Annotated in this window: 30 protein-coding genes; 26 read left to right on the forward strand and 4 right to left on the reverse strand. The window is 38.0% G+C overall.

The genetic code is table 11. From position 1 onward, the window contains the following. Positions 1 to 297 precede the first annotated feature (297 nt). From ACOH2D_RS13385 to ACOH2D_RS13415, 7 genes are all read left to right on the forward strand, one after another. A complete protein-coding gene (locus ACOH2D_RS13385) occupies positions 298 to 1,530 on the forward strand; it encodes a 3-phosphoshikimate 1-carboxyvinyltransferase (protein WP_449535441.1) in 1,233 nt (410 codons plus the stop codon). A 183-nt stretch (positions 1,531 to 1,713) separates the two neighbouring features. Next, the gene (queA, locus tag ACOH2D_RS13390; protein ID WP_348036484.1) at positions 1,714 to 2,763 is read left to right on the forward strand and encodes a tRNA preQ1(34) S-adenosylmethionine ribosyltransferase-isomerase QueA; all 1,050 of its coding nucleotides are present in this window, start codon (positions 1,714 to 1,716) and stop codon (positions 2,761 to 2,763) included. Between the two features lie 219 nt (positions 2,764 to 2,982). Next, positions 2,983 to 4,023 (forward strand): dual-specificity RNA methyltransferase RlmN, encoded by a 1,041-nt coding sequence (gene rlmN, locus ACOH2D_RS13395; RefSeq protein WP_449535440.1) that lies wholly within the window; start codon positions 2,983 to 2,985, stop codon positions 4,021 to 4,023. A 315-nt stretch (positions 4,024 to 4,338) separates the two neighbouring features. Continuing rightward, on the forward strand, positions 4,339 to 5,316 hold the full coding sequence (locus ACOH2D_RS13400; protein ID WP_449535439.1) for a polyprenyl synthetase family protein: 978 nt from the start codon (positions 4,339 to 4,341) through the stop codon (positions 5,314 to 5,316). Positions 5,317 to 5,556: 240 nt separating this feature from the next. Beyond that, a complete protein-coding gene (locus tag ACOH2D_RS13405) occupies positions 5,557 to 6,132 on the forward strand; it encodes an RNA polymerase sigma factor (RefSeq protein ID WP_348062808.1) in 576 nt (191 codons plus the stop codon). Beyond that, positions 6,116 to 6,865, forward strand: a complete 750-nt coding sequence (locus ACOH2D_RS13410; protein ID WP_348062807.1) for a hypothetical protein — start codon at positions 6,116 to 6,118, stop codon at positions 6,863 to 6,865. Before ACOH2D_RS13405 ends, ACOH2D_RS13410 begins: the two co-directional genes overlap by 17 nt. Before the next feature lie 88 nt (positions 6,866 to 6,953). Next, on the forward strand, positions 6,954 to 8,015 hold the full coding sequence (locus ACOH2D_RS13415; protein WP_449535438.1) for a hypothetical protein: 1,062 nt from the start codon (positions 6,954 to 6,956) through the stop codon (positions 8,013 to 8,015). A 232-nt stretch (positions 8,016 to 8,247) separates the two neighbouring features. On the opposite strand, the gene ACOH2D_RS13420 is transcribed toward ACOH2D_RS13415, so the two are convergent. Beyond that, positions 8,248 to 8,907, reverse strand: a complete 660-nt coding sequence (locus ACOH2D_RS13420) for a hydrolase (protein ID WP_348037186.1) — start codon at positions 8,905 to 8,907, stop codon at positions 8,248 to 8,250. Positions 8,908 to 9,092: 185 nt separating this feature from the next. On the opposite strand from ACOH2D_RS13420, the gene dnaG reads away from it, so the two are divergent. Beyond that, positions 9,093 to 11,063 (forward strand): DNA primase, encoded by a 1,971-nt coding sequence (dnaG, locus tag ACOH2D_RS13425; RefSeq protein WP_348037188.1) that lies wholly within the window; start codon positions 9,093 to 9,095, stop codon positions 11,061 to 11,063. Here the strand turns inward: dnaG and ACOH2D_RS13430 are convergent. After that, on the reverse strand, positions 11,060 to 11,689 hold the full coding sequence (locus tag ACOH2D_RS13430; RefSeq protein WP_348037190.1) for a response regulator: 630 nt from the start codon (positions 11,687 to 11,689) through the stop codon (positions 11,060 to 11,062). The genes dnaG and ACOH2D_RS13430 overlap by 4 nt on opposite strands. A gap of 151 nt (positions 11,690 to 11,840) precedes the next feature. After that, positions 11,841 to 12,629, reverse strand: coding sequence for an NAD(+) synthase (gene nadE / locus ACOH2D_RS13435; protein WP_348037192.1), 789 nt, complete (start codon positions 12,627 to 12,629; stop codon positions 11,841 to 11,843). A gap of 95 nt (positions 12,630 to 12,724) precedes the next feature. Between nadE and gldB the strand changes: the two genes are divergently transcribed. From gldB to ACOH2D_RS13450, 3 genes are all read left to right on the forward strand, one after another. Next, positions 12,725 to 13,684, forward strand: coding sequence for a gliding motility lipoprotein GldB (gene gldB / locus ACOH2D_RS13440; protein ID WP_449535437.1), 960 nt, complete (start codon positions 12,725 to 12,727; stop codon positions 13,682 to 13,684). Beyond that, entirely contained in the window at positions 13,684 to 14,022 is a 339-nt protein-coding gene (gldC, locus tag ACOH2D_RS13445) for a gliding motility protein GldC (RefSeq protein WP_449535436.1), read from the forward strand. The genes gldB and gldC overlap by 1 nt, the downstream gene beginning before the upstream one ends. A 72-nt stretch (positions 14,023 to 14,094) precedes the next feature. Continuing rightward, complete coding sequence (locus ACOH2D_RS13450) at positions 14,095 to 14,706, forward strand: DUF4230 domain-containing protein (RefSeq protein WP_449535435.1); 612 nt, start codon at positions 14,095 to 14,097, stop codon at positions 14,704 to 14,706. A gap of 79 nt (positions 14,707 to 14,785) precedes the next feature. Here the strand turns inward: ACOH2D_RS13450 and ACOH2D_RS13455 are convergent, their stop codons facing one another. Beyond that, a complete protein-coding gene (locus tag ACOH2D_RS13455) occupies positions 14,786 to 15,097 on the reverse strand; it encodes a rhodanese-like domain-containing protein (RefSeq protein ID WP_348037200.1) in 312 nt (103 codons plus the stop codon). Between the two features lie 60 nt (positions 15,098 to 15,157). Here ACOH2D_RS13455 and ACOH2D_RS13460 point away from each other — a divergent pair, with 60 nt between their 5' ends. The 15 genes from ACOH2D_RS13460 (at position 15,158) to ACOH2D_RS13530 (ending at position 26,311) form a co-directional block, all read left to right on the forward strand. Further along, complete coding sequence (locus tag ACOH2D_RS13460) at positions 15,158 to 15,730, forward strand: TetR/AcrR family transcriptional regulator (RefSeq protein ID WP_348037202.1); 573 nt, start codon at positions 15,158 to 15,160, stop codon at positions 15,728 to 15,730. Between the two features lie 152 nt (positions 15,731 to 15,882). Next, positions 15,883 to 16,956: a 1,2-phenylacetyl-CoA epoxidase subunit PaaE gene (paaE, locus tag ACOH2D_RS13465; RefSeq protein WP_348037204.1), complete on the forward strand. Its 1,074-nt coding sequence runs from the start codon at positions 15,883 to 15,885 to the stop codon at positions 16,954 to 16,956. Positions 16,957 to 17,146: 190 nt separating this feature from the next. Beyond that, the gene (gene paaA, locus ACOH2D_RS13470; protein ID WP_449535434.1) at positions 17,147 to 18,103 is read left to right on the forward strand and encodes a 1,2-phenylacetyl-CoA epoxidase subunit PaaA; all 957 of its coding nucleotides are present in this window, start codon (positions 17,147 to 17,149) and stop codon (positions 18,101 to 18,103) included. A gap of 87 nt (positions 18,104 to 18,190) precedes the next feature. After that, positions 18,191 to 18,478 carry a 1,2-phenylacetyl-CoA epoxidase subunit PaaB gene (paaB, locus tag ACOH2D_RS13475; protein ID WP_449535433.1) on the forward strand — a complete coding sequence of 96 codons (288 nt, stop codon included), beginning with the start codon at positions 18,191 to 18,193 and terminating at the stop codon, positions 18,476 to 18,478. 137 nt (positions 18,479 to 18,615) lie between these two features. Then, a complete protein-coding gene (locus tag ACOH2D_RS13480) occupies positions 18,616 to 18,885 on the forward strand; it encodes a four helix bundle protein (RefSeq protein ID WP_449535432.1) in 270 nt (89 codons plus the stop codon). Positions 18,886 to 19,000: 115 nt separating this feature from the next. Then, positions 19,001 to 19,753, forward strand: a complete 753-nt coding sequence (gene paaC / locus ACOH2D_RS13485; RefSeq protein ID WP_449535431.1) for a 1,2-phenylacetyl-CoA epoxidase subunit PaaC — start codon at positions 19,001 to 19,003, stop codon at positions 19,751 to 19,753. 86 nt (positions 19,754 to 19,839) lie between these two features. Further along, entirely contained in the window at positions 19,840 to 20,340 is a 501-nt protein-coding gene (gene paaD / locus ACOH2D_RS13490; protein WP_348035690.1) for a 1,2-phenylacetyl-CoA epoxidase subunit PaaD, read from the forward strand. A 95-nt stretch (positions 20,341 to 20,435) separates the two neighbouring features. After that, the gene (locus ACOH2D_RS13495) at positions 20,436 to 21,215 is read left to right on the forward strand and encodes an enoyl-CoA hydratase-related protein (protein WP_348035692.1); all 780 of its coding nucleotides are present in this window, start codon (positions 20,436 to 20,438) and stop codon (positions 21,213 to 21,215) included. A 53-nt stretch (positions 21,216 to 21,268) separates the two neighbouring features. Continuing rightward, complete coding sequence (locus tag ACOH2D_RS13500) at positions 21,269 to 21,628, forward strand: four helix bundle protein (protein WP_449535430.1); 360 nt, start codon at positions 21,269 to 21,271, stop codon at positions 21,626 to 21,628. Between the two features lie 7 nt (positions 21,629 to 21,635). Next, positions 21,636 to 22,865 (forward strand): 3-hydroxyacyl-CoA dehydrogenase NAD-binding domain-containing protein, encoded by a 1,230-nt coding sequence (locus ACOH2D_RS13505; RefSeq protein WP_449535429.1) that lies wholly within the window; start codon positions 21,636 to 21,638, stop codon positions 22,863 to 22,865. Between the two features lie 85 nt (positions 22,866 to 22,950). Next, a complete protein-coding gene (locus ACOH2D_RS13510; RefSeq protein WP_449535428.1) occupies positions 22,951 to 23,358 on the forward strand; it encodes a PaaI family thioesterase in 408 nt (135 codons plus the stop codon). Between the two features lie 58 nt (positions 23,359 to 23,416). Next, the gene (gene ypfJ, locus ACOH2D_RS13515) at positions 23,417 to 24,277 is read left to right on the forward strand and encodes a KPN_02809 family neutral zinc metallopeptidase (RefSeq protein WP_348036905.1); all 861 of its coding nucleotides are present in this window, start codon (positions 23,417 to 23,419) and stop codon (positions 24,275 to 24,277) included. Between the two features lie 104 nt (positions 24,278 to 24,381). After that, positions 24,382 to 25,587 (forward strand): 3-oxoadipyl-CoA thiolase, encoded by a 1,206-nt coding sequence (gene pcaF, locus ACOH2D_RS13520; RefSeq protein ID WP_348036903.1) that lies wholly within the window; start codon positions 24,382 to 24,384, stop codon positions 25,585 to 25,587. 149 nt (positions 25,588 to 25,736) lie between these two features. Then, entirely contained in the window at positions 25,737 to 25,982 is a 246-nt protein-coding gene (locus ACOH2D_RS13525) for a ribbon-helix-helix domain-containing protein (protein WP_348036901.1), read from the forward strand. After that, positions 25,979 to 26,311 carry a type II toxin-antitoxin system PemK/MazF family toxin gene (locus ACOH2D_RS13530; protein WP_449535427.1) on the forward strand — a complete coding sequence of 111 codons (333 nt, stop codon included), beginning with the start codon at positions 25,979 to 25,981 and terminating at the stop codon, positions 26,309 to 26,311. The genes ACOH2D_RS13525 and ACOH2D_RS13530 overlap by 4 nt, the downstream gene beginning before the upstream one ends. The last annotated feature ends 26 nt before the right edge of the window (positions 26,312 to 26,337 follow it).

Here is a 26,337-nt window from a genome sequence, read left to right on the forward strand (position 1 = left end):
CGTTATTCGTTATTCGTTATTCGTTATTCGTTATTCGTTATTCGTTATTCGTTATCCCGCCCATTCCGAAAAGGAATGTTCGGGCAGGTCATTATTCGTTTTCAATCGTTGTAACTTAAATCATAATGTAAATTTTCAAAATTACCATTGATCGTTTTCGACTTCAATTTCAACTTCAACTTCAATTTTAACTTGATCTTACTGTTCAAACAAGAAATGTCTTATTATTCGTGCTTTTGTGCCATAGCTTTTCTAATTTCGTGAATCGTAAATCAAAAATCGTAAATCAAAAATCTAATGTTGTTAACTCTTCATAAATCTACGCTTGTAGAAAATCCCCCTAAAATCGTTATCACCGGCTCAAAAAGTGAGTCCAACAGATTATTGCTTTTGCAAGCGCTGTATCCAGAATTGCAGATTCAGAATGTCTCCAATTCTGACGATTCAGAAGTGATGCAAAAAGCATTGAAATCCACATCAAACCTAATTGATATCAATCATGCGGGAACGGCGATGCGTTTTTTGACGGCATTTTTTTCGACTCAAGAAGGTAGAGAGATCACGATTACGGGATCGGCACGAATGAAAGAACGCCCAATCCAAGTCTTAGTTGAAGCTTTGAATGCGCTAGGTGCTGATATTTCCTATTTGGAGGCTGAAGGTTGTCCGCCTTTAAGGATCAACGGTAAATCTCTTCTAAAAGATCAAGTGACTTTAAAGGCCAACGTGAGTAGTCAATATATTTCAGCGCTTTTGTTGATTGCTCCAAAATTAAACAACGGATTGGAATTAACTTTAGAAGGCGAAATTACCTCCGTGCCTTATATCAACATGACTTTGGATTTGCTTAACCAAATTGCGGTTGAAACCAGTTTTGAGAACAATAAGATAAAAGTAAGCCCGCTTAAAAGTCTGAACGCGTATCAAAAAGCCTTGACGGTTGAGAGCGATTGGTCATCGGCGTCTTATTTTTACAGTATTGTCGCATTAGCTCCGGTGGGAACAGAAATTACTTTATCATCCTACAAAAAAGATAGCTTACAAGGGGATTCTGTTTTGGCAACTATTTACACCGATTTTGGTGTGGTCACAACCTTCGACAATAACTCTATTACCCTTTCAAAAAAGACCGACTGCCTACTGCAGACTGTCGACTGCCAACTTAAAAACGCGCCAGACATCGCACAAACTATCGCCGTGACCTGTTTTGGCTTGGGAGTTGGCTGTCATCTTACTGGACTTCATACCTTAAAGATAAAAGAGACCGACCGACTTGTTGCCTTAAAAACCGAACTTGAAAAATTGGGGGCGCAGGTTGAAATCACAAATGATTCTTTAAAGTTGAAATCTTCTGCCAACATCACTGATCATGTGGCTATTGGTACGTATCACGACCACAGAATGGCGATGGCCTTTGCTCCGTTAGGTTTAAAAACTAACCTTCAAATCGAGGATGCCATGGTTGTTTCAAAATCCTATCCGACCTTTTGGGAAGACCTCAAAGCTATCGGTTTTAAAATAGCAAAATAATAAACGGTCATTTACTTGACAACGCCTACTTTGAGGTCGTATATTTGCAGCTTGCAAAAAAATCTATATAGCGCGTTATAAAGCACTTATAAATTAGTGCCCATTACTCGTGTGATAGAAAATGGATTCTTGAGATCTGTCGGCAGATAGATCTGAACATTTAAAAAAATTAAATATAAACGTATGAAATTATCCCACTTTGGTTTTAAACTTCCAGATGAATTATTAGCTGAATACCCAGCCGAAAACAGAGATGAAGCTCGTTTGATGGTCTTGGACAGAAAGAAGCAGACGATTGAGCATAAATTATTCAAGGATATTATCGATTATTTTGATGAAGGCGATGTGATGATCCTTAATAATACAAAGGTTTTTCCGGCGCGTTTATATGGTAATAAAGAAAAAACAGGTGCGAGAATTGAAGTGTTCTTATTGAGAGAGCTAAATGAAGAGCAGCGTCTTTGGGATGTTTTGGTTGACCCGGCGCGTAAAATACGTATTGGTAACAAATTGTATTTTGGAGATGATGAGACTTTAGTTGCTGAGGTTATTGATAACACGACTTCCAGAGGCCGTACTTTGCGTTTCCTGTACGATGGTTCTTATAAAGAATTCCGCCAAAAATTAACTGAGCTTGGAGAAACACCTCTTCCTAAATATATCAAAAGAGAGGTTGAGCCAGAAGATGAAGAGCGCTATCAAACTATTTTTGCTAAAAAAGAAGGAGCTGTTGCTGCGCCAACAGCAGGTTTGCATTTTTCTAAACATTTATTAAAGCGTTTGGAGATTAAAGGTATTGAATTTGCTGAAGTAACACTTCACGTTGGTTTAGGCACGTTTAACCCGGTTGAGGTTGAAGATTTGTCCAAACATAAAATGGACAGTGAAGAGGCATTCGTTACTCAGGAAGCAGCTGATATTGTCAATAATGCCAAATCTCATAAAAAAAGAGTTTGTGCTGTAGGTACAACGGCGATGCGTGCTATTGAAAGTGCAGTATCTTCAAATGGAACGCTGAATGAGTTTTCAGGTTGGACTAATAAATTTATTTTCCCTCCGTATGACTTTAGTATTGCCAACTGTATGATTACCAATTTCCATACACCAAAATCGACATTATTAATGATGGCTTCTGCTTTTGCAGGTCATGATTTCATAAAGAAAGCTTACGAAGAGGCTGTTAAGGAAAAATACCGTTTCTATACTTATGGAGACGCGATGTTGATCCTATAAATAATATATTTTATACAGATAAAGCCTCGTCGTTATGATGGGGCTTTTCGTTTTAGGGTTTCAGGTTTCAGGTTTCTTGTTTCAAGTTCAAGTTCAAGTTCAATTTCGATTTCCCGCCTCCACAAAAGCTACGGACGGGCAAGCAACTTCGCTCTTTTTCAAACTTTAAGATGACCTTATCAAAAATGCGTCAATCCTTTCACTATTTTTGCAACTGCAATGGAAATAACAAAAAAAGACATACGAGCATTAAGTAAAGAACAACTTCGCGAATTTTTCGTCACGCAAGGTGATAAAGAATTCCGAGGGAATCAGGTATATGAATGGCTGTGGAGCAAAGGCGCTCACAAGTTTGAAGACATGACCAACATTTCCAAGGAAACCCGACAGATGTTGGAAGATCATTTCGTTATCAATCATATTGAAGTGGATCAAATGCAACGTAGCAACGACGGAACCATTAAAAATGCCATTCGTTTGCATGATGGTCTGATCGTGGAATCGGTATTGATTCCAACAAAAAGCCGTACTACAGCGTGTGTATCATCGCAAGTGGGCTGTAGTCTCGATTGTAAATTCTGTGCCACAGCACGACTCAAACGCATGAGGAATCTCAATCCTGATGAAATTTTTGATCAGGTCGTCGCTATTGATAAAGAAAGCCGATTATACTTCAACCGACCTTTAAGCAATATCGTATTTATGGGGATGGGAGAACCACTCATGAACTATAATAATGTACTAAAAGCCATTGATAAAATTACGTCTCCAGAAGGTTTGGGGATGTCTCCAAAACGCATCATCGTGTCCACTTCGGGCGTGCCTAAAATGATCAAGAAAATGGCCGATGATGAAGTGAAATTTGGTCTCGCCGTTTCTCTGCATTCTGCGATTGATGAAATCCGGACTTCCATCATGCCTTTCAATGCTAATTTTCCACTCTCTGATTTAAGGGAAGCTTTGGAATATTGGTATGCCAAAACAAAAAACACCATCACCTATGAATATGTGGTTTGGGATGGGATTAATGACACCAAAAGAGATGTGGAAGCGCTGATTCAATTCTGCAAATTCGCGCCAAGCAAGGTCAATTTGATCGAATATAATCCTATTGATGACGGCCAGTTTCAACAAGCGGATAATGCGGCTTTGGAGATGTATATTTCCATGCTGGAAGCTAGCAATATTACCGTTACGGTAAGGCGCTCCAGAGGTAAGGATATCGACGCGGCCTGTGGTCAACTGGCGAATAAAAGCTAAATTTTTCTAGTTCTGAATGGTTAGTCTGATTTTCAAAAGACTTTCTTCAAGCAGAAGTTTTTTAAATACACCATTTTAACTTCGTGTTAAAATCTAAGGATGATGTTTTTATAAATTGCCTATCCAAGTCTATATTCTAGGAACGCGGTAATCTTGTTTCTTTTCTGAAATAGACTTCAAACATCTTTACTACCCTAAAGAATTTATCAAAAACGTGTATTCAGGCCTTTTTAGCACGACTTTCTAAGCTTTAAAATAGCATATCATTCCCGTTTTTAGTACGTTTGCTGTAGAAATCCGCATGACCACATCCCTTTGAAAATTGAAGAACAAATAAAGCAACCTATTGCCTATGAAATGGAACTTTTTGAACAAAAGTTCCTCCTTTCAATGTCTTCAAAAGTGGCGCTTTTAAATAGGATTACCACTTTTATTGTCAATAGAAAAGGCAAGCAAATGCGACCTATGTTTGTGTTTCTGGTCGCGAAAATGGTCAATAATGGGAATGTTAGCGAACGCACTTATAGAGGTGCTGCGGTTATTGAATTAATCCACACTGCAACCTTAGTGCATGACGACGTTGTCGATGACAGCAACAGACGCCGTGGGTTTTTCTCCATTAACGCCTTATGGAAAAATAAAATTGCCGTTCTTATTGGCGATTATCTTCTGTCTAAAGGTTTATTACTTTCCATTGATAATAATGATTTTGATCTTCTGAAAATTATTTCCGTAGCCGTTCGGGAGATGAGTGAAGGCGAACTTCTTCAAATCGAAAAAGCACGTCAACTGGACATTACTGAAGACATTTATTACGAAATCATCCGTCAAAAAACGGCAACGCTCATTGCAGCGTGTTGTAGTCTCGGTGCAGCTTCCGTAAAACCAAATTCGCCTGATGTGGAAACCATGCGCAAATTTGGAGAACTTATCGGTATGGCCTTTCAAATTAAGGACGATTTGTTTGATTATGGCAATGAAGCGATCGGCAAACCGACAGGTATCGATATCAAGGAACAAAAAATGACCTTGCCACTTATTTATGCTCTGAATAATTCTTCTAAAAAGGAAAAATCCTGGCTGATCAATTCGGTCAAAAAACATAATAAGGATAGAAAACGTGTTAAAGAAGTCATTGCTTTTGTGAAAAGTAAAGGCGGACTGGATTACGCCGTTTCTAAGATGCTAGAATTTCAGGAAGAAGCTTTAGTGCTTTTAGATACCTATCCAGAATCTGAATTTAAAGCTTCTTTATTGCTCATGGTCAATTATGTGATTGATCGGAAGAAGTAGGGGAAAGCATGAAGCTTGAAGCGCGGAGCTTGAAGTTTTTATATGGTTATTATTAAAGTATCTGCATTTTTTTCAAAAAAACATTGTTGTTATTTTTATTTGTAATATGTTGACATATATGTTTTTGCGTTTATCAGTCGACAATTCAACAACAAACAACCCCACAACCAACAAAAATCCCAGGCAACCTTTTGCACATCTTTTGCGTCTTTATAAATAGAAGACCTAATAAACCAATTTTTGAAAGTCATTCAATTACATAACAACAATATCGAGCTTATAAAAAAAGCGTCTAAAAACAATCGTGAAGCGCAACACATGCTTTATGAAACGCATGCGCCAAAAATGTTGAGCGTTTGTCGATATTATGTAAAGGATCTTCAAAAGGCAGAAGATGTCATGTTGAACGGATTTTTTAAAGCTTTTACCCATCTGACGAATTTCAAGAATGAAGGCAGTTTCGAAGGCTGGCTCAGGAAAATCATGGTCAGAGAAGCGATTTCCTTTTTAAGACAACAAAAGAAGATTGAGTTTTCTGTCGAAGATGTTGAAGTCCATCATGAACAGATCAACAACATTCAAACGGCCATCGAAGTGAATGAGATTCAACAATATATTGACGAATTACCTGAAGGCTATAAAATGGTGTTTGTCATGTATGCTATTGAAGGATACAAACATCGCGAAATTGCAAGTTTGTTGAATATCAATGAAGGCACTTCAAAATCGCAGTTGTATAAAGCCAGACAGCTTTTGCAGGAGAAAATTAATAAGTCAAACCTTATAAATACTATGACAGATGAAATGGGAAGATAATATTAAGGAGACGCTTGAGAAACGAACCATCGAACCCTCTGACACCTCATGGAATGCCTTGGCAGACCGATTGGATGCCACGGATAAAAAGAAAGGGAAAGTGGTGTATTTGTGGATGGGTGTTGCGGCTAGCGTTGTTGCTATTTTGTTTATGATCACTTTGTTTTTTAATGACAACACATTTGACACTCAAAATCCGGTTTTAGTTGACACAGAACAAAAAATGGAGGAACATATTCAACCGATGGAGAAGTCATCAGAACAAAGGCAATTGGTGAAGACCAATCAAGAGGTTGGAATTCCAGAGTCTTTTGAAAGGAATGCCTCTAAAAAGGAACTCTTAACGAACGAAAAAAATATAACAACTTCTACACAACAAAATCTTGCCGTTGCTAAAAATGAAAATCAAGAATCATTTGAGTCTTTAGAAATAATCGGTCAAAAAGAAACCTTGGAAGATCAAAAAGTCTCAGAGATTGTTGCTCAAATAAACGATTTGAAAAGCAAGGGCCAAACGGTAACTGACGCGGATATTGATGCTTTATTGCAAAAAGCCCAAAGGGAAATTACTTTCCAAACCATCTTAAAAGAGGGCACGAGAACGGTGGATGCCAGCGCTCTTTTACAAGACGTTGAAACAGATTTGCAAAAATCGTTTAGAGATAAAATCTTTGAAGCTTTAAAAAATAGTTATGAAACCGTAATAACGGCAGTCGCAGAGCGGAATAATTAACCGAATTCCTGCACAGGCAGGAATCTCAGATTTAGCGAAGCTAATCTTAGAGTCAAAAGTAAAATTCATCAATCAAAAATCGAACATTATGAACACAATTGTAAAAATCATTGTGCTGGCAAGCTTATGCCTCATTTTAAGCAACGTTCACGCACAGGACACTATTCAGAGAACCCTCAAAGATATTCGACTTGAGCATCTCGAAAAGTATAAGGACACCATTGCCATACAGGAAAGGAATCTCTTAAAATCCGAAGTTGAAGTCATTAATCAACAATTGGAAAAGGGCAAAATCACCAAAGCAAAAGCAGATGCACTGAAACAAGAAGCAGCTAAGAAAAGAGCATTAAACATTGAGAGTAGACTGGCTATGATTGACCACCAAATTGATCTACTTATGAGAAATGACGAATCCTATCAAACGTATGGAAATACGAAGAGCGATCTCCTAGCTTCATTTAGCAAAAAAAATGGACTTTACATAAAAGGTAGCAATAAGCCAGTTAAATATGATATCAGAACTGAAAACCAATTCTTATTCGCCATCGGTTTTAACAACACACTCATTGACGGTCAAAGCTTAGAAGATTCCCCGTATAAAATCGGCGGTTCCGGTTTTGTGGAACTGGGTTGGCTGTGGAATACACGATTACTTAAAAACTCAAATTTTGTGAGGGTCAATTATGGGTTGTCATTACAGTGGAATAAATTGTCCATAAAAGATAATCTTTATTTTGTGGATCATGGAAATGAAACCACGCTCGAAGAATTTCCATTGGATTTGAAGAAATCAAAATTCAGAACTACGAGTTTGGTCGTTCCATTGCATTTTGAGTTCGGGCCTTCAAAAAAAGAAACCTATGATGATCGAATCAGGTATTTTACGGCTAATCAATTCAAGATTGGACTTGGAGGTTTCGCTGGGGTTAATCTGAGCACTCAGCAAAAACTGAAATACCGAGAGAATGGTAGCAATCAAAAAGATAAATTAAAAAATGATTACAACACGTCCAATTTTGTATATGGTTTGAGCGGTTATATTGGCGTAGGAGATTTTAGTGTGTATGCCAAATATAATCTGAACGAACTGTTTAAGGATCAAGTCACGCCACAGCATAATATTTCCTTGGGCCTGCGTTGGGATCTTTAGATTAATCACTTAAGGTTTCAAGGAATACAATCAAAAATTAAACCATTAAGGAGTTAAGTTCATTAAGCGCTGCCTTAAAAAGTAGTGCACCTTAATTTTCTTAATCCCTTAATGGTTCAAAAAAATATAACCATTAAGAAAAAATTAAGGAATTTAGGACATTAAGGGTTGAGTTAAAAACAACACGACTTAATTTTCTTAATACCTAAATGATCTTGATGGTTCAAAAAACTTATTCATTCCGATAGCGAATCATGATGTCCTTGAATAACTCTGCAGTAGTCGGAGGCGTATAAGAAATGGCATTGGCTCCCGATTCAATGGCCAGTTGAATAGTATCATCAGATCTCCCGCTAGTTGCAATGATCGCCACATCGCTATTAATATCTCTGATTCTTTTTATAATATCCGACGTTTTTTCAGCGCCTGACACGTTAAAAATATCGACGCCAGCTTTTATGCGTCCCTCGATATCGTCATTTTCTGAAACCACGGTAATGACGACTGGAATGTCTATTTTTTCTTTTAATCTTTTGATCAAATCATTCGGCGTAGGTTTATTTAATACCACGCCTAAGGCACCTTGGAACTCTGCGTCAATGGCAAGATCTATGGATCGATCGCCTGTGGTTATGCCGCCGCCGACACCACAAAAGATAGGTTTGTCTGCCGCTAAAATCAAAGCATGAGAAATTAAGGGCTGCGGCGTAAATGGATATACTGCAATAATAGCGTTGGAATTTGTATTTCGGATGATCGCCACATCAGTACTGAATAAAAAAGATTTTAATAGCTGACCAAATACATAGATTCCAGAACAGGTATTGATAATTTCTGGTACTTCAACGATATTAGTTCTTAATCTACTTGTAAAACGAGGTGTTTTTTTCATTGTTTTAATTTTAAATGTTGCTGCCAACGCTAATGATGTAAATGGCATTATCTTCGGTAAAGTCAGTGTTTATATTTATCTTAAGAACTGGACGGAATTGATTTTTTTTCGATAAACTCATCGGCAATATATGTCCTTTATGAATTTTGATTGTCCTATTTTTACAAAAAAATTACTACTAAGCTTTGATTTCAAGATCCACCATAGAACAAGTATTTGAAACCGCTCGCGTTGAAGAGGTTATTGGCGATTTCGTCAATCTCAAAAAAGCGGGCAGTAATTATAAAGGTTTAAGTCCGTTTAGTGACGAGCGTTCGCCGAGTTTTGTCGTGAGTCCGGTAAAGCAAATTTGGAAAGATTTTAGTAGTGGCAAAGGCGGAAATGCGGTGACTTTCATCATGGAGCATGAGCATTTCACTTATCCTGAAGCGATCAGATATCTTGCCAAAAAATACAATATTGAAATAGAGGAAACCGAACAGACCAATGAGCAAAAAGAAGAAGCCAATGAACGGGAAAGTCTCTTTTTGGTCAACGAGTTTGCCAGTGAATACTTCCAAAAAGTGCTTCATAAAACCGATCAAGGAAAAGCCATTGGCTTAAGTTATTTTAAGGAGCGTGGGTTTACCATTGAAACCATAAAGACCTTTGATTTGGGCTATGCACTTGATGAATGGCAAGCCTTTACGGATGAAGCTTTAAAAAAGGGTTACAAACTCGAATTTCTTGAAAAAACAGGATTGACCATTGTTAAGGATGACAAACGTTTTGATCGCTTTAAAGGTCGAGTCTTGTTTCCGATTCAAAGTATGAGCGGACGGGTTTTAGGTTTCGGAGGCCGAATCTTGGGAGCTGATAAAAAAGCGGCAAAATATCTGAATTCGCCTGAAAGTGAAGTGTATCATAAGAGTAAAATTCTGTATGGATTATATCATGCCAAGCAATCTATCGCCAAAGAAGACAATTGTTTTTTGGTAGAAGGCTATACGGATGTGATCCAATTCCACCAAACAGGCGTTAAGAATGTGGTCGCATCTTCGGGAACGGCTTTATCGCCCGAGCAGATTCGATTGATTAATCGTTTAACCAAAAATATCACGGTGCTTTTTGATGGGGATGCTGCGGGATTGCGAGCTTCGGTAAGAGGTATCGATTTAATTTTGGAGCAAGGAATGAATGTTAAGGTTTGTTCTTTTCCCGCGGGCGAAGATCCGGACAGCTTTGCAAGAAAAAATACCTTTGAAGAGCTTTCCGCTTATCTTCATGACAAGGCCATGGATTTCATTCAGTTTAAAGCCTCGTTGTTGGTTGAAGATGCCAAAAACGATCCTATAAAAAAGGCGGATACCATCCGGGAAATCGTCAATAGTATTTCAAAAATTCCTGATCCTATTAAGCGTGAGATTTATGTGAAGGAATGTTCGAATATCATGGACATTAGCGAGCAGGTCTTATTTACCACTTTAGCGCAAATCAATAATAAAGAAAGTAAGGAATTGAGCAGGCCACCTGATCCAAATCAAGTGCCTTTTGAAGTTTTTAGATCAGAACCGGCCGCAAAGAAAGTCAATCATCAATATGAATTGGAGCTAAAAATCATCGAGATCTTATTGCTTTATGGCAACGAAACTGAAGATTTTGAGGACTTGGTCATGAAAGAAGATGAGAAAACAGGCGAATTAAAAATGGAACCTGTCATTCAGCAAGCAAAAGTATTTGAGAAAATCTATTTAGACTTGCAGGAAGATGAAATGCAGTTTTCTGACGAGCGCTTCAAAAATTTATATTATGTTATTATTGATGCGCTGCACCAAGCCACAGACTTTCAGCTAAAGGACTTTATTAATAAGCTCGATCAGAACATGGCCAATGAAGTGACCACTATTTTGATGGATGATGAGCGTTATGTATTGCATGATTGGGAGCGAAATCATATCGTTCCCAAAGAAAAAAATGAGAGTATCGCACAATTGGTTACTCAAACGATTTTGAGTTTAAGATGTTTTCTAATAGATCAAAAAGTTGTGGAATACCAAAACGAAACGAGAAAGCCCGATGTAAATACGCTCGCCGTAATGGAAGATGTTAGAGACTACTTAAGACTAAAAACACTCTTGTCAAAAAAACTCGGAAAAGTAGTGGGTGGCAAAATTTAAACGGTGCCTATATGTTTTGCTTGATGAATCAAATCTACTAAATTGGTCACATTCAGTTTTTTGAAAAGCCGCGCTTTATAGGTGCTGACCGTTTTTTCGTTGATGTCGAGCTCTTGAGCAATTTCCTTGTTTTTCTTTCCGGACGATAATAATTTCAATACTTCGACTTCTCTGGTCGATAGACGTTTGTAAAGTTTGCTTTTGCTGTTCTTGGTGTCATCATAATTCAAGTGTTTGGCCATGTTCTCACTCAAATAGATACCACCATTATACACTTTTAATACCGCCTCCTTAATGGTTTTAGTATCCACTGATTTTGAAAGATAACCAGAGGCACCTGCTTTAATCGTGCTGATAGCATAAATTTCTTCAGGATGATGACTGAACATGATCACTTTTAAGTCGGTATGCTCTTTTTTAATGGCTCTTAAAGCGGTAATGCCATTCAGCTCGGGCAAATCAATTTCAGAGATTATAACATCAACAGGAAAGCGTCGGATAAATTCAAAAATTTCAATACCCGTTCCAATAGTTCCAACGACTTCAATATCTGGATCCGTGTCAAAAAGTAGTTTTAATCCTGCTCTGACAATGGGATGGTGGTCAACAACCAAAACCTTAATCATAATGTTCTATTATTAAATTGGTTACGTAAGTAAGTGTACGTAAGAAGGTCAGTTCAGGATTGGGAGATGTCCTACGTAAATATATAAAAAAAAACACGAAACTCAATAAGTTTCGTGAACATTCAATCAATTATAGGAATGATAGTTGAGATTATTTTAAATTTTTAGGGATTTTGCATATTGGAATCGGAATCATTTTATGCTGATTGATTTTATTGAGTCTTGAAAAGAGTTCAAAAACCTCACGTTTTCTGTCCTCGAAGTCAGTTGCAGTTTTACCGTTTTCTTTCATTTCCATCGCCCATTCCAATTCGGAATAAGACGCGCCAATTTGATCTTCGTCACTTCTATCATCGCCAAACAGGCCATCACTTGGCGCTGCATTAATAATAGAGTCCGTAATGCCCAATGCCTTGGCAATGGCGTAAACCTCGGTTTTCAGCAAATCTGCGATGGGGTTTAAATCGACGCCGCCATCACCATATTTGGTGTAAAACCCAATGCCAAAGTCTTCAATCTTGTTTCCTGTTCCTGCAACCAATAAGCCTTTTAATCCGGCATGGTAATAAAGCGTCGTCATTCTTAAGCGCGCACGTGTATTGGCAAGCGCCATGTCGACTATATCTGGTTTTCCATCTAAAGAAACCTGTCTTTTAAATTCTTCAAAAACGGGCGTTAAATCCACTAAATTATCCGACACATTTGGAAAATTGGCTTTGAGCTGTTTAATGTGTTCTTGACCTCTGGATACATGGCTTTCTGGTTGATGTATAGGCATTTCAATACATAAAACATCCAAACCTGTTTTGGCACATAATGTAGAGACTACTGCAGAATCAATTCCGCCAGAAATTCCGACAACAAAACCATTGACATGAGCGTTGGAGACGTACTCTTTTAACCAGTTTACAATGTGATCAATAACTTTTTCTGTTTGCATTTTAGGAAGATTTAACACAAAGAATACTACCTTTGTACAACAAAAATAAAGTAAACACTGAAGTAATAAAAATTAAAGACCTTTAAAAATCATCTATGAAGAATGTCGGTTTTCTAATTGTCCTTTTGCTTTTTTTTAACGCTTGTAAAAAAGACAATCAACTGGAAAGTGAAATTTCTAAAATTGATGTTGACGTTAATGTGGAGCGTTTTGATTTGGCTTTTGCGGACGCTAAACCAGCGGATTTGCCAAAATTGAAAGCCGCCTATCCTTTTTTATTTTCAGAGCGCATTCCTGATTCTATATGGATTGAGCGCATGAATGACACGCTGCAGAAGGAGCTGTCGAGTGAAGTCAAAAAAACCTTTGCCAAGTTTGATGATGTGGAAGACGATATTAGATCGCTTTTTCAACATTTGAAATATTATGATAAAATATTTAAAGTGCCGCGCATTATTACGGTCACTTCAGATGTGGATTATCGAAATAAAACCATTGTAACAGATACCATTGTACTGATTTCTTTAGATACTTATTTGGGCGCTGATCATCATTTCTATGAAGGTATTCAGAGGTATTTGACCTTAAGAATGGAGCGGTCTCAAATTGTGAGTGATTTGGCCTCAGACTATTCAGAACATTATATTCTTCAAAATAAATCAAAGACGCTTTTGGATGATATGATTTACTATGGTAAGGAGCTCTATTTTAAGGATAAAATGATCCCGTTTAAGTCAGATGCTGAAAAAATAGGCTATACCGAGGCGCAACTGGAATGGGTTATAGAAAATGAAAGTGAAGTGTGGCGCTACTTTATTGAACGCGAACTTTTGTTCAGTACCGATAATAGTTTGGCAGGCCGATTTATTGCAGATGCTCCTTTTTCAAAATTTTATTTGGAACTGGATAGTGAGTCTCCAGACAGAATCGGTCAGTACATCGGTTGGCAAATCGTTAGGTCTTACATGAAAAACAATGAGGTCAGCTTCATGGATATGTTGAAAATGAATGCTGAAGATATTTTTAATAATTCTAAATATAAACCCCGTAAATAATGTCAAATACTATAAAATCAACTATCGAATTATTCGTTGAATTGGATGAAAATCGAGTGCCTGAAAAATTGAGCTGGACTGCTCAAGATGGTGGCATCAAAAATGAAGAAGCTAAAGCGATGATGCTTTCAGTTTGGGATAGTGAAGCACAAGAAACGTTGCGTATCGATCTTTGGACTAAAGATATGCCCGTAGATGAAATGAAGTTGTTTTTTCATCAAACCTTGGTCGAAATGAGCAATACCTTCCATCGTGCCACTGAAGATGAAAAAATGACCGCCACCATGCGGGATTTCTGTGATTATTTTGCAGAAAAATTAGAACTCAAAACAAAGTAAAATCTCCAAACTATAAATTTTTCAATCCCGAAGCTTCGGGATTGAATGTTTTAAATAAATAGCTCTAAGAAAATGCGGAAACTCCTATATGTTTTAATTTTGGTTTTGTTGGTCATGTTTGGGTATCGTTATTTTTTTAACGATAAGGAAGAAACCATACTGCATGAGAATTCTGCACTCATACAAGAGCAAATCCGAAATGTGAGCAAATTGGTGGTCACGGAAGGGCATTTCAGTCAAGTGTTTACCTATAAAAACTCCAAGGCCGTTTTTGCCAATTTGGTCAATGTGGAAAAGAAAGCTTTAGTAGTTGTTAATGCTGACGTCACGGTTTCATATGATTTGAGCCAGATAGAATATGAAGTGGATGAAAGTACCAAAACGCTCAAAATTTTAAGCATTCCAAAAGAAGAGATCAAGATCAGCCCCGATTTTGAATATTATGATGTAACCGCCGATTTCCTAAATCCGTTTAAAGCGGAAGATTATAATAAGATCAAGGATAAAGTGAACGGGCAGCTGATGAAAAAAATCGAAGCCTCTAACTTAAAGAGTAACGCGCAAAATCGTTTGATCAGTGAATTGTCAAAATTCTTTATTTTAACAAATACTTTGGGATGGACACTGCAGTATGAAGGTAATTCCATCAAATCATCTGACGATTTACAAAACATCAAACTTTAAGACTTAGAAGCGGTGTTTGATAATCAGTGCGCTAACATCACAATTTGATCTACTTAAAAAGTCCTCTCCTTCGGAGGATTTAGGAGAGGATTTTCCTCTGCAAACTCGACCATCCACCACCATTTATAGCCTCAATATTATTCGATTTTAAAATTTGCGTTGCTTGACCTGAACGTGCGCCGCTTGCACAACAGGTGATAACAGGTTTGTTCATTTTCTGGATTTTTGCAACGTTATTTCTCAACTGATCCAACGGAATGTGTTTGGCGCTTTCAATATGACCATTATCCCATTCTCCTTTGGTTCTGACATCCAAAATGATGGCGCCTTTGTCTAAAAATTCCTTTATGTTTTTCTTTTTGTTCCCGAATAAAAAATCAAAAATTCCCATAGTTTTCTTTTGTTTAAATTTACATATTATTGACAAACTTAGAATTTTAAATTAGAACCCTTGGTTACAGAAGTTACACGCAGAGAAGAAATTATAGTTACAGCCACCAAACTTTTTAAAGAAAAAGGCTATAGTGCGGTAACCATGCGCGATTTGGCGACGGCAATGGGCATGAAAGCTGCCAGCCTTTACAATCATATCAATTCCAAACAGGATATTTTAAAAGCCATCATCATTTCGTTGGCCGAAGAATTTACACAAGGCATGGATTTGATTAAAAAATCAAAGCATAGCACCATCGAAAAGTTGAAGTTGATTGTCGAGCTTCATGTCCATATTACGACGAATAACACCTATGGTATGGCATCCTTAAACAATGATTGGATGCATTTAGAAGATCAATTGGAGTATTATTTGCAACTCCGAAAAAAATATGAGCAAGATTTTGTGGATATTATTAAAACTGGAATTTCCTCCAGTGAAATCATCGAGACAAATGCAGAAGTCGTAATGTTTTCAATACTTTCTACCCTGCGTTCACTGTATTTATGGATCCCCAAAAAGGAGGAAATTAATCTTAAAGAGTTAACCCAAAATCTGAGTGATGTCCTCATCTACGGAATTAACAAATAGTTAATAATTAATTTTGTAAATTTGTCACTCAAACTAACAAGTGTTAGTTTGAGGCTTACAAGCTTTTTTAACCTTGTAGGTTTTGATAAAAGGACAACTAATTAAATTTAACGCCTATGTCCTTTCCTTTGGAAAGGCTTAGGGACAGGATTATGGCAAAATTCCACAAGCTGAAAGTGGCCGACATTTATAAGGAAACAAAGGATTGCGTCGTCATTTCTTTTGAAGTTCCTGATCATCTCAAGGAGGCATTCAAATACAAACACGGTCAACATTTGACGCTGCGAAAGCAAATCAATGGCGCGGATATTCGGCGCAATTACTCTTTATGCTCAAGTCCTTTGGATGGTGAGTGGAAAGTGGCCGTAAAAACCATTCGCAATGGAGTTTTTTCCAATTATGCGCTTTATGAATTAAAAAAAGGCGACACCCTCGAGGTCATGGAACCACATGGCGAATTTACGGTGGGTGTCAACGTTGCAGCGCATAATAATTACATCGCATTTGCTGCTGGGAGCGGGATTACACCGTTGTTATCCATCATCAAAACCCATTTGCACCAGGAGCCAAACAGCACGTTTAAGCTGTTTTACTTGAACCGAACTGTAAAATCCATTATCTTTAAGGAGGAAATCGAACAACTTAAAAACGAGTTCTTTGACAGGTTTCAGGTGTTTTATTTTTTAACTAGAGAACATCGTGATATTCCATTTTTGAATGGTCGTTTTGACAAAGAAAAACTGGCAATATTGACCCGCACATTTATTGATGTTCCCGATACGCACCACGCCTTTATTTGCGGGCCTCAAGAGATGATTTTCTTGATTCGCGACGAATTGCAAGCGGCAGGAATGTCCAAGGATAATATTCATTACGAACTGTTCTTTACAGGCAGTTCAGCTGAAGAAAATAAACATATTGCCGATATCCTCGAACAAAGAATTGATGGCACGCAGGTAACCATTATTGATGGCGGAAAAGAATTTCATTTCATTATGGATGACGATTTCGATACTATTCTCGATGGTGCCTTGGCTGCTGGAGCCGATTTGCCGTTCGCTTGCAAAGGCGGCGTTTGCAGCACCTGCAAGTGTCAAGTCATCGAAGGATCGGTGAAAATGAAAAAGAATTACGCACTTGCCGACAAGGAAGTCGAGCAGAATTATGTGTTGAGCTGTCAAGCCGTGCCGACGAGTAAAAAGGTCGTGGTTGATTTTGATGTATAATTAGAATATTAACTTGGGCGTTACCCTAAAAAGGGTCGGGCTTTCCGCTATATCTTTTTTGTGAAAAACAAAAATGGATGTGGCCTCAAATGCGGAGCATTCACGAGCTCTTATATATCAAATAAGAATGAGCGAGTAATCCCTAACGCAACTCCGAACATTAAATAACATTTCACTAATATTAAGAACCATGAGTGAAGAACAAATTTTAAATCTAGAAAAGCAGTTCGAAGCACGGATCGCAAGAGACGAAAAAATCGAACCTAAAGATTGGATGCCCGAAAAGTACCGTCAGACCCATATTCGTCAGATGTCTCAACATGCGCATTCCGAAATTGTGGGCATGCTTCCAGAAGGCAATTGGATTACAAGAGCGCCTTCATTACGACGAAAAGTAGCCTTGTTGGCAAAAGTCCAAGATGAAGCTGGTCATGGTTTATACTTATATTCTGCCACCGAAACTTTAGGGATTTCCCGTGAGGAATTATACGAACAACTCCATTCTGGAAAAGCAAAATACTCTTCCATTTTCAATTATCCAACTGTTACTTGGGCCGATATGGGCGCCATTGGCTGGTTGGTTGATGGTGCAGCTATTATCAATCAAGTGCCGTTGTGTAGCACGTCTTACGGGCCTTATGCGAGAGCAATGGTAAGGGTTTGTAAAGAGGAAAGTTTTCATCAACGTCAAGGTTATGAAATCATGATAAAATTGATGAGTGGCACGCCCGAACAAAAGGAAATGGCGCAAGATGCCTTAAACCGATGGTGGTGGCCAAGTTTGATGATGTTAGGGCCAACAGATGCAGAATCCGTGCATACCGAGCAATCCATGAAATGGAAATTGAAACGTAAAACCAATGATGAATTACGTCAACAATTTATCGATCAAACCGTTCCACAAGCAGATTTAATCGGATTGGTCATTCCTGATCCCGACTTAAAATGGAACGAGGAACGTGGCAGCTACGATTTTGGAGAAATTAATTGGGACGAATTTTGGCAAGTCGTCAAAGGTCATGGGCCAATGAACAAAGAACGCATGAAAGCAAGAGTAGGCGCATGGGAGCGTGGCGAATGGGTTCGTGATGCGGCCATGGCACATGCCGAAAAGATAGCAAACAGAAAAGAAAAACAAGTAGTCTAATAAAGAGCTTGAAAATGAAATTGAAGTTGAAATCGAAGGATGTTCAATTTCAACTTCAATTTCGATTTCAATTTAACCAGATAATATATGTCAACGAAACAGTGGCCACTTTGGGAAGTCTTCGTCAGAAGTAAAAACGGATTGGAACATCGTCATTTCGGAAGTCTGCACGCAGCAGATGCAGAAATGGCCTTGGAAAACGCACGCGATGTGTACACCAGAAGAAATGAAGGTGTCAGTATTTGGGTCGTAGAATCCAAAAACATCACAGCTTCAAATCCAGAACACAACGGCGAATTATTTGAACCGGCACAAGATAAAGTTTACCGTCATCCAACATTTTACGAGTTGCCTGATGAAGTGAAATATATGTAACAAAGAAGTTGAAATCGAAATTGAAATTCAAACTGAAGTTAAATTGAAATTCAAAAAATGAGCGAGAATAAATTTGATTTGAGTGAGCGTTTAGAGGATTTCGCGACAAAATAATTCTGCTCTATGACAAAAAACCATTGTCATACGCAGGAGATTATTTAGCAAAACAACTCATTCGTTCCTCTTGCTCGTCAGCTTTGAATTATGGAGAGGTTTTAGGTGCCGGAACTGATAAGGATAAAATAAATAAGTTGAGAATATGCTTAAAGGAATTAAGAGAATGTCATCGAAATCTCAATATTCAAACGAAAGCAAAATTGTTTTCTGAAGATAGTCTAGTGTCATTAAAAGATGAAAATGACCAACTGATCAGAATCATAGTAACAAGAATAAAAAATATTAAATAGAAAATATAAAAGAAACAACTGGATTTTTTTAGGTTCAATTTCGACTTCAATTTCAATTTAGAAGAATTAGACGAAGCCCTTCAATTTCAAGTTCGATTTCAACTTCAATTTAATTATGAAAGATAATTTATATAACTACATCCTCGGAATCGCCGACAACAGTCTCATCCTCGGTCAACGCATGGGCGAACTCTGCGGACATGGGCCAAGTTTGGAAACTGATATCGCTTGCACAAATATCTCCCTCGATTTATTTGGACAAGTGCGCAGCTATTACCAATACGCGGCAAAACTTGTAGGAGATGGTCGGAACGAAGACGATATCGCCATGCTTCGCAAAGAACGCGAGTATGTAAATGTCTTGTTGGTGGAACAGCCTAACACAGATTTTGCTTACACCATGGTGCGTCATTTTTTATTTGATGTGTATCATTTACTGTTTTTAACCGAATTACAGAAAAGCAAGGATTTAACGTTGGCGGCAATTGCTACAAAATCGGTTAAAGAAGTGAGCTATCATCAGCGTTTTTCAACCGATTGGATCAAGCGATTGGGCGACGGAACCGATGAAAGTCAACAAAAAACACAAAATGCCATCAACGACTTATGGACATATACCGATGAGTTATTCCATCAAACCGAAGCCGATAAAGCCATGGTTCAGGAAGGAATTGGTGTAGATGTCACAAAATTAAAAGAAAAATATTACACAAAAATAAATAGCGTTTTGGAAGAAGCCACTTTGACTATTCCCGAATCAAAATACTTCCAAAAAGGAGGAAAGCAGGGCATTCATACCGAACACATGGGGTTTTTATTGGCCGAATTGCAATACATGCAACGCACGTATCCTAATATGGAATGGTAGAGCATTGTTGATTGCTGAATTTTGATTGTTGATTTTAGAAGGACTTCAAAAATCAAAAATCGTTAATCTTCAATCTTAAATAAATCATGACAAGCACAGAACAACATATCGACCCAAAACTGATCGCGATCCTGGAAGCGGTTTCCGATCCAGAAATCCCAGTCCTTTCAATAATGGATATGGGAGTGGTACGATCTGCGGTTATTGAAAATGACATCGTGAAAGTTCAAATCACACCAACTTACAGTGGTTGCCCAGCAATGGATGTGATTGGCGATGATATTAAAGCAGCTTTAAAAAAAGCAGGATACCATTCAGAAGTCGAATTAATTCTCTCGCCAGCTTGGACAACAGATTGGATTACCCCAAGAGGAAGAAAGTCTCTGGAAGATTATGGCATTGCAGCGCCATTAAACGCAGAAGCGGATAAAGATGTGTTATTGCACGGAAAGCGCTTAGTTAAATGTCCACAATGTGGATCCATAAATACGAGATTGGTAAGTCAATTTGGTTCAACGGCATGCAAAGCACAATTTCAGTGCAACGATTGTCATGAGCCTTTTGATTACTTTAAATGTTTAAAATAAAAAGATCAACGATTGCTGATTTATGATTGTTGATTTAAGAAGTGAGATAGTTCAACAATCAAAAGTCGTTAATCTTCAATCAAAAATCATATAAAATGAAATCAATTTTACTAGATATTAAAAACGGTGTCGCCACCATCACGCTCAACCGGCCAGAGGTCTTCAACAGTTTCAATCGTGAAATGGCATTTTTGCTTCAGGATACTTTAGATGCTTGTGAGAAAAATGATGCCGTAAGAGCAATTGTTCTTACAGGAAACGGAAAAGCATTTTGTGCGGGTCAAGACTTAAAAGAAGTCACATCGCCAGAATTAAATCCAGGTTTCAAAAAGATTCTCGAAGAGCATTACAATCCTATAATCACGAGAATTCGATCTATTAAAAAACCAATCATTGGCGCTATAAATGGTGTTGCTGCAGGAGCAGGGGCAAATATTGCTTTGGCCTGCGATATTGTTGTCGCTCACGAAAAAGTAAGTTTTATACAAGCATTCAGTCTTATTGGTTTGGTACCCGATAGCGCTGGAACCTTCTTTTTACCACGATTGATTGGTTTTCAAAAAGCTTTAGCAATTGCCATGTTAGGCGATAAAGTATCTGCAGAAGAAGCTGAAAAAATGGGAATGATTTATAAAGTTATTCCTTTAGAGTTTTTTGAGGCTGACGTCAGCGAACTAGCTTTAAAACTCGCTAATATGCCAACAAAAGCTTTAGGACTGATTAAAGAATTATTCAATAAATCGATGACCAATGATTTGGAAGCTCAATTAGCTTTAGAATCTAAATTGCAAATTGAAGCCGCGCAAACTGAAGATTATGCCGAAGGTGTTGCTGCGTTTATTGAAAAAAGACAGCCTAATTTTAAAGGTAAATGATTTGTGATTGAAGATTTACGATTTTTGATTTTTTGAAGTAATAAATTAGGAATATGAGACCAAACCAATTAGAAGAGCGACTTATTCAGTTTGCTATCGATGTCATTCTGATTTGCAAGAAGATCGACAATTCATTCGCATCAGAACATTTGGCAAAACAACTCATAAGATCTGCAACTTCAGCAGCTTTAAATTATGGAGAGGCGAGAGGTGGCGAATCTTCTAGAGATTTTCTTCATAAAATGAAAATTTGCTTGAAAGAACTTCGCGAGTGTTTAGTTAACATGAAAATCCAAAAAGGTGCTCAGCTTATTTTAGACATTGAAGGCTTAGATAAATTAATAAAAGAAAACGACGAACTCATTTCTATTTTTGTTGTTAGTATAAAAACTGCATCCTTAAAGCTGAAATAATATATTTATGACAAATCAAAAATCAAAAATCAGCAATCAACAATCAACAATCAAATTGATCGGAATTCTCGGCTCAGGAACCATGGGCAGCGGCATCGCACAAGTAGCAGCAACATCTGGCTGTCAAGTGAAATTATACGACACCAATCAAGAAGCCTTGGATAAAGCAAAAGTAGCTTTGGAGAAAATTCTGTCGCGATTAGTTGAAAAAAAACGTATTGATTCTACAGAAAAAGCACGAATTCAAAATAACATTTCTTACGTAAATAATTTAAAGGATTTATCAGATTCCGATCTGACAATTGAAGCTATTATTGAAAATCTGGACATTAAGAAAAAAGTCTTTTCCGAATTGGAAACTTATGTGTCTGATAACTGTATCATCGCATCAAACACCTCAAGTTTGTCCATTGCTTCGATTGCGGCTTCCTTAAATAGACCAGAACGTTGTATTGGGATTCATTTTTTCAATCCCGCGCCATTGATGCAGTTGGTAGAAGTTATTCCGGCTATACAAACCTCAAAAGAAGTTCTTGAAAAATCAGTAAAGATTATTTCTGATTGGAAAAAAGTGGTCGCCGTTGCAAAAGATACTCCTGGATTTATCGTGAATCGTGTGGCAAGACCATTTTATGGAGAAGCTCTACGGATTTATGAAGAAGGCATTGCCGATTTTCATACCATTGATGAGAGCATGAAAACTTTAGGGGGTTTCCGAATGGGGCCTTTTGAACTCATGGATTTTATTGGGAATGATGTCAATTATACGGTCACAGAAACGGTGTTCACTGCATTTTATTTTGATCCAAGATATAAGCCATCCTTCACTCAAAAACGTTTTTCAGAAGCGGGTTATTTGGGCAGGAAATCAGGAAAAGGCTATTATGATTATGATAAAAATGGAGCGATCGTCATTCTTGAACGTGATTACTATCAAGGGAAGGGCTCACATGATAAAAACTTGCCACAACAAATATTCGACCGTGTCCTGGTCATGCTCATTAACGAAGCAGCCGATGCTTTATTCTGGAATATCGCTTCCGCAGAAGATATTGATAACGCCATGACCAAAGGCGTCAACTATCCGAAAGGCTTGTTGGCTTGGGCAGATGAAAAGGGAATCGATTGGTGTGTCAATAAAATGGACGAATTGTACGATGAATATCGAGAAGATAGGTACCGCTGTAGTCCGTTGTTGAGGAGAATGAATAAATCAGGTTTGAGGTTTTTTGATTAACGATTGCTGAATGCTGATTTTTGATTTAAGAAGTTATACACTTCAACAATCAAAAATCGTTAATCTTCAATCAAAAATAAATTAAATGAACGGAAATAAAATACCCTATAAAATGCTATCACTCGATCCCTTCAGCTCCTGGCTCGGCATCGAAATTCTAGAATGTGAGATCGGCAGATGTAAAGTCGCTATGACCATTCGTAAAGAAATGCTCAACAGTATGGGGAAAGCGCATGGAGGTATTAGCTATTCATTAGCAGATACCGCTTTTGGTTTTGCTGCAAATACGCATGGAAAATATGCGGTTTCCATTGAAACCAGCATCAACCATATTGAAGCATTAATTGAAGGGGATTATTTAATCGCTGAATCGGTGATTGAAAACGTTAAAAATAAATTGGGCTTTAATATTATTGAAGTCAAACGAGGCGATGAATTGGTTGCTCTTTTTAAAGGTGTGGTCTATCGAACCAGCAAAAATTGGGAAGAATAGCCTATAAATTTTTATGAATTTAGTAAATTAGAGGTATAAACACTAAACAATAAATCATATGAAATGGGAAGGTAGAAGACAAAGTGGGAATTTGGAAGACCGTCGTGGGATGAGTTCCAAAGGGAAATTAGCTGCTGGTGGTGGAATCATCGCTATTGTAGTAGTTTTGCTCCAGCTTTTTGGCGGCGAAACCGGTCAGCAATTAGCGCCGATTCTTGAAGGCGTATCCCGACAACCCGTTTCCCAACCAACAGAACAAAGGGAGTTAACTGCAAAAGAAAAGGAGACGGGCGTTCTTTTTAAGAGAATTTTGGCAAGTACCGAGGATACTTGGAGCCAAATATTTACAGAAAATAATATTGGTAATTATGATAAGCCAGGTATGGTTTTATTTACTGATGCTGTCAGTACGGGATGCGGCAATGCAAGTTCTTCTGCGGGGCCATTTTATTGTCCGGCAGACCAAAAACTGTATATGGATTTGGCATTTTTTGACGAATTGCAATCGCGATTCGGAGCTAAAGGTGGCGACTTCGCGATGGCTTATGTGACCGCTCACGAAATTGGACATCACGTCCAAACCTTGCTCGGAACCTCTCAGAAAGTCCGTCAAATGCAACAACAAACTAATGCTGCAGGAGCCAATCGATTATCAGTAGCACAAGAGCTTCAAGCCGATTTTTACGCAGGAGTTTGGGCGCATTACAATCAGAAGTATTTGGAAGAAGGCGATATTGACGAGGCTTTGAGTGCTGCAAATGCGGTGGGCGATGATGCCATTCAAAGAAGAGTTCAGGGTAATGTGCAACCAGATAGCTTTACCCATGGCACTTCAGAACAACGTAAGTTTTGGTTCTTAAAAGGATACAAAACTGGCGATATCAAACAAGGCGATACGTTTTCGGAATTGAATCGATAAAATCTAGAAATTAAAAAATTAATGATGGGAATTTATTTATTGAAGAGGTCTTGAATGCTTACTTCAAAAATCAGAAATCATTGATCAACAATCAACAATATTTAATGGAAGCATACATCATAGACGGAATCAGAACACCAATAGGAAGTTATCAAGGCACATTATCCGTTGTAAGAACTGACGATTTAGGAGCATTAGTCATTGAGGAAATCGTAAAGCGAAATCCGAATATCCCAAAAGATGCCTATGACGATGTTATTTTGGGCTGTGCCAATCAAGCAGGAGAGGACAACCGAAATGTGGCTAGAATGTCCGCACTTTTGGCAGGACTGCCATTTACAGTTCCTGGCGAAACCGTCAACCGTTTATGTAGTTCAGGTTTGTCCGCAATCATTCATGCCAATCGTGCGATAAAAGCAGGCGATGGCGATGTGTTTATTGCTGGAGGCGTTGAAAATATGACCCGCGGCCCATACATTGTCGCAAAACCGTCGAGTGCATTCGGTACAGATGCCCAAATGTATGATTCGAGTTTTGGTTGGCGATTTGTCAATCCGAAAATGCAAAAACTATATGGAACGGATGGCATGGGCCAAACGGCGGAAAACTTGGTCGAGAAATATAATATTTCAAGAGAAGATCAAGATAAATTCGCTTATTGGAGTCAGATGAAAGCGGCTAAAGCACAAGAAAATGGACGTTTATCAAAAGAAATCATAACGGTTGAAATTCCACAACGAAAGATGGATCCAATAAAATTTTCAAAAGATGAATTTGTAAAACCAAGTACGTCTTTAGAAGTTTTAGGAAAATTGCGTGGCGCTTTCAAATCTGAAGGAGGAAGTGTTACCGCTGGAAATTCATCTGGATTAAATGATGGTGCGGCCGCTACAATTATAGCTTCGGAAGATGCTATAAAAAAATATAATCTAACGCCATTGGCGCGCATTGTAAGTTCGGCCGTTGTTGGTGTGGAGCCGAGAATCATGGGTATTGGCCCTGTGGAAGCCTCGAATAAAGCATTGAAAAAAGCTGGATTAACTATGGCCGACATGGATGTCATCGAGCTCAACGAAGCTTTTGCAGCACAAGCGTTGGCATGCACAAGAGCTTGGGGATTGGCAGACGATGACCCAAGATTGAATCCCAACGGTGGATCCATCGCTATTGGCCATCCGCTTGGTGTCACGGGAACTAGAATAACATATTCCGCAGCTTTGGAGTTGAAAGAAACCGGAAAACGCTATGCGTTGATTACCATGTGTATTGGCGTGGGTCAGGGTTATGCGGCTATAATAGAACGTGTCTAATTCCTGCGAAGGCAGGAATCTCATGATAAATAGTAGAAACCACTAATTCATGCGCATTCCATTATAAATAGTTTTTTTGGAAATATTGAGATTTAAGATTGAATTAAATAACATAAATATTGATTATATTTATAATAAATAAATATAAAATGGCAACATTCACATCATCATTACCAGATAAATTGCTGGAAGATCTCGCTGAGACAGCAAAAAAGTTAAAGCTTCCAAAGAATAAAATTATAGAGAAGGCATTGGAATATTATTTGGACCAAATAAAGCGCGCTGAGTACGCCAAGTCGTTTCAACGTGCTGCAAAGGATCCAGAAATGCTTTCACTTGCTGAAGAAGGTTTGGAAGATTATATGCGAATTTTAAAGGAACTCGAGAAGCAATGAGACAAGGGGAAATATGGAATGTATATCTCGATCCTATTAAAGGAAACGAACAAGCTGGAAATAGGCCTGCTATTGTTATTAGCGGCAATTTGATGAATGCGAATTCTGATTTAGCGATTATCTGTCCGTTGACAAGTTCGTTAAAGGGTTATAAGGGTCATCCTATTTTAAAACCAAACAAAACCAATGGTTTAGAAGTGACATCAGAAGTCTTAGTGTTTCAAATTAGAACACTATCAAAACTACGGTTCAAGAAAAGGATAGGAACAGCTTCCGCAGAAGATGTTTCAAAAATAAAAGAAACCCTTGATGATATTTTGAGATTGTGACCTTTACTATTAAAAGTGTAATGGTT

This window comes from Gelidibacter sp. (assembly GCF_053579655.1).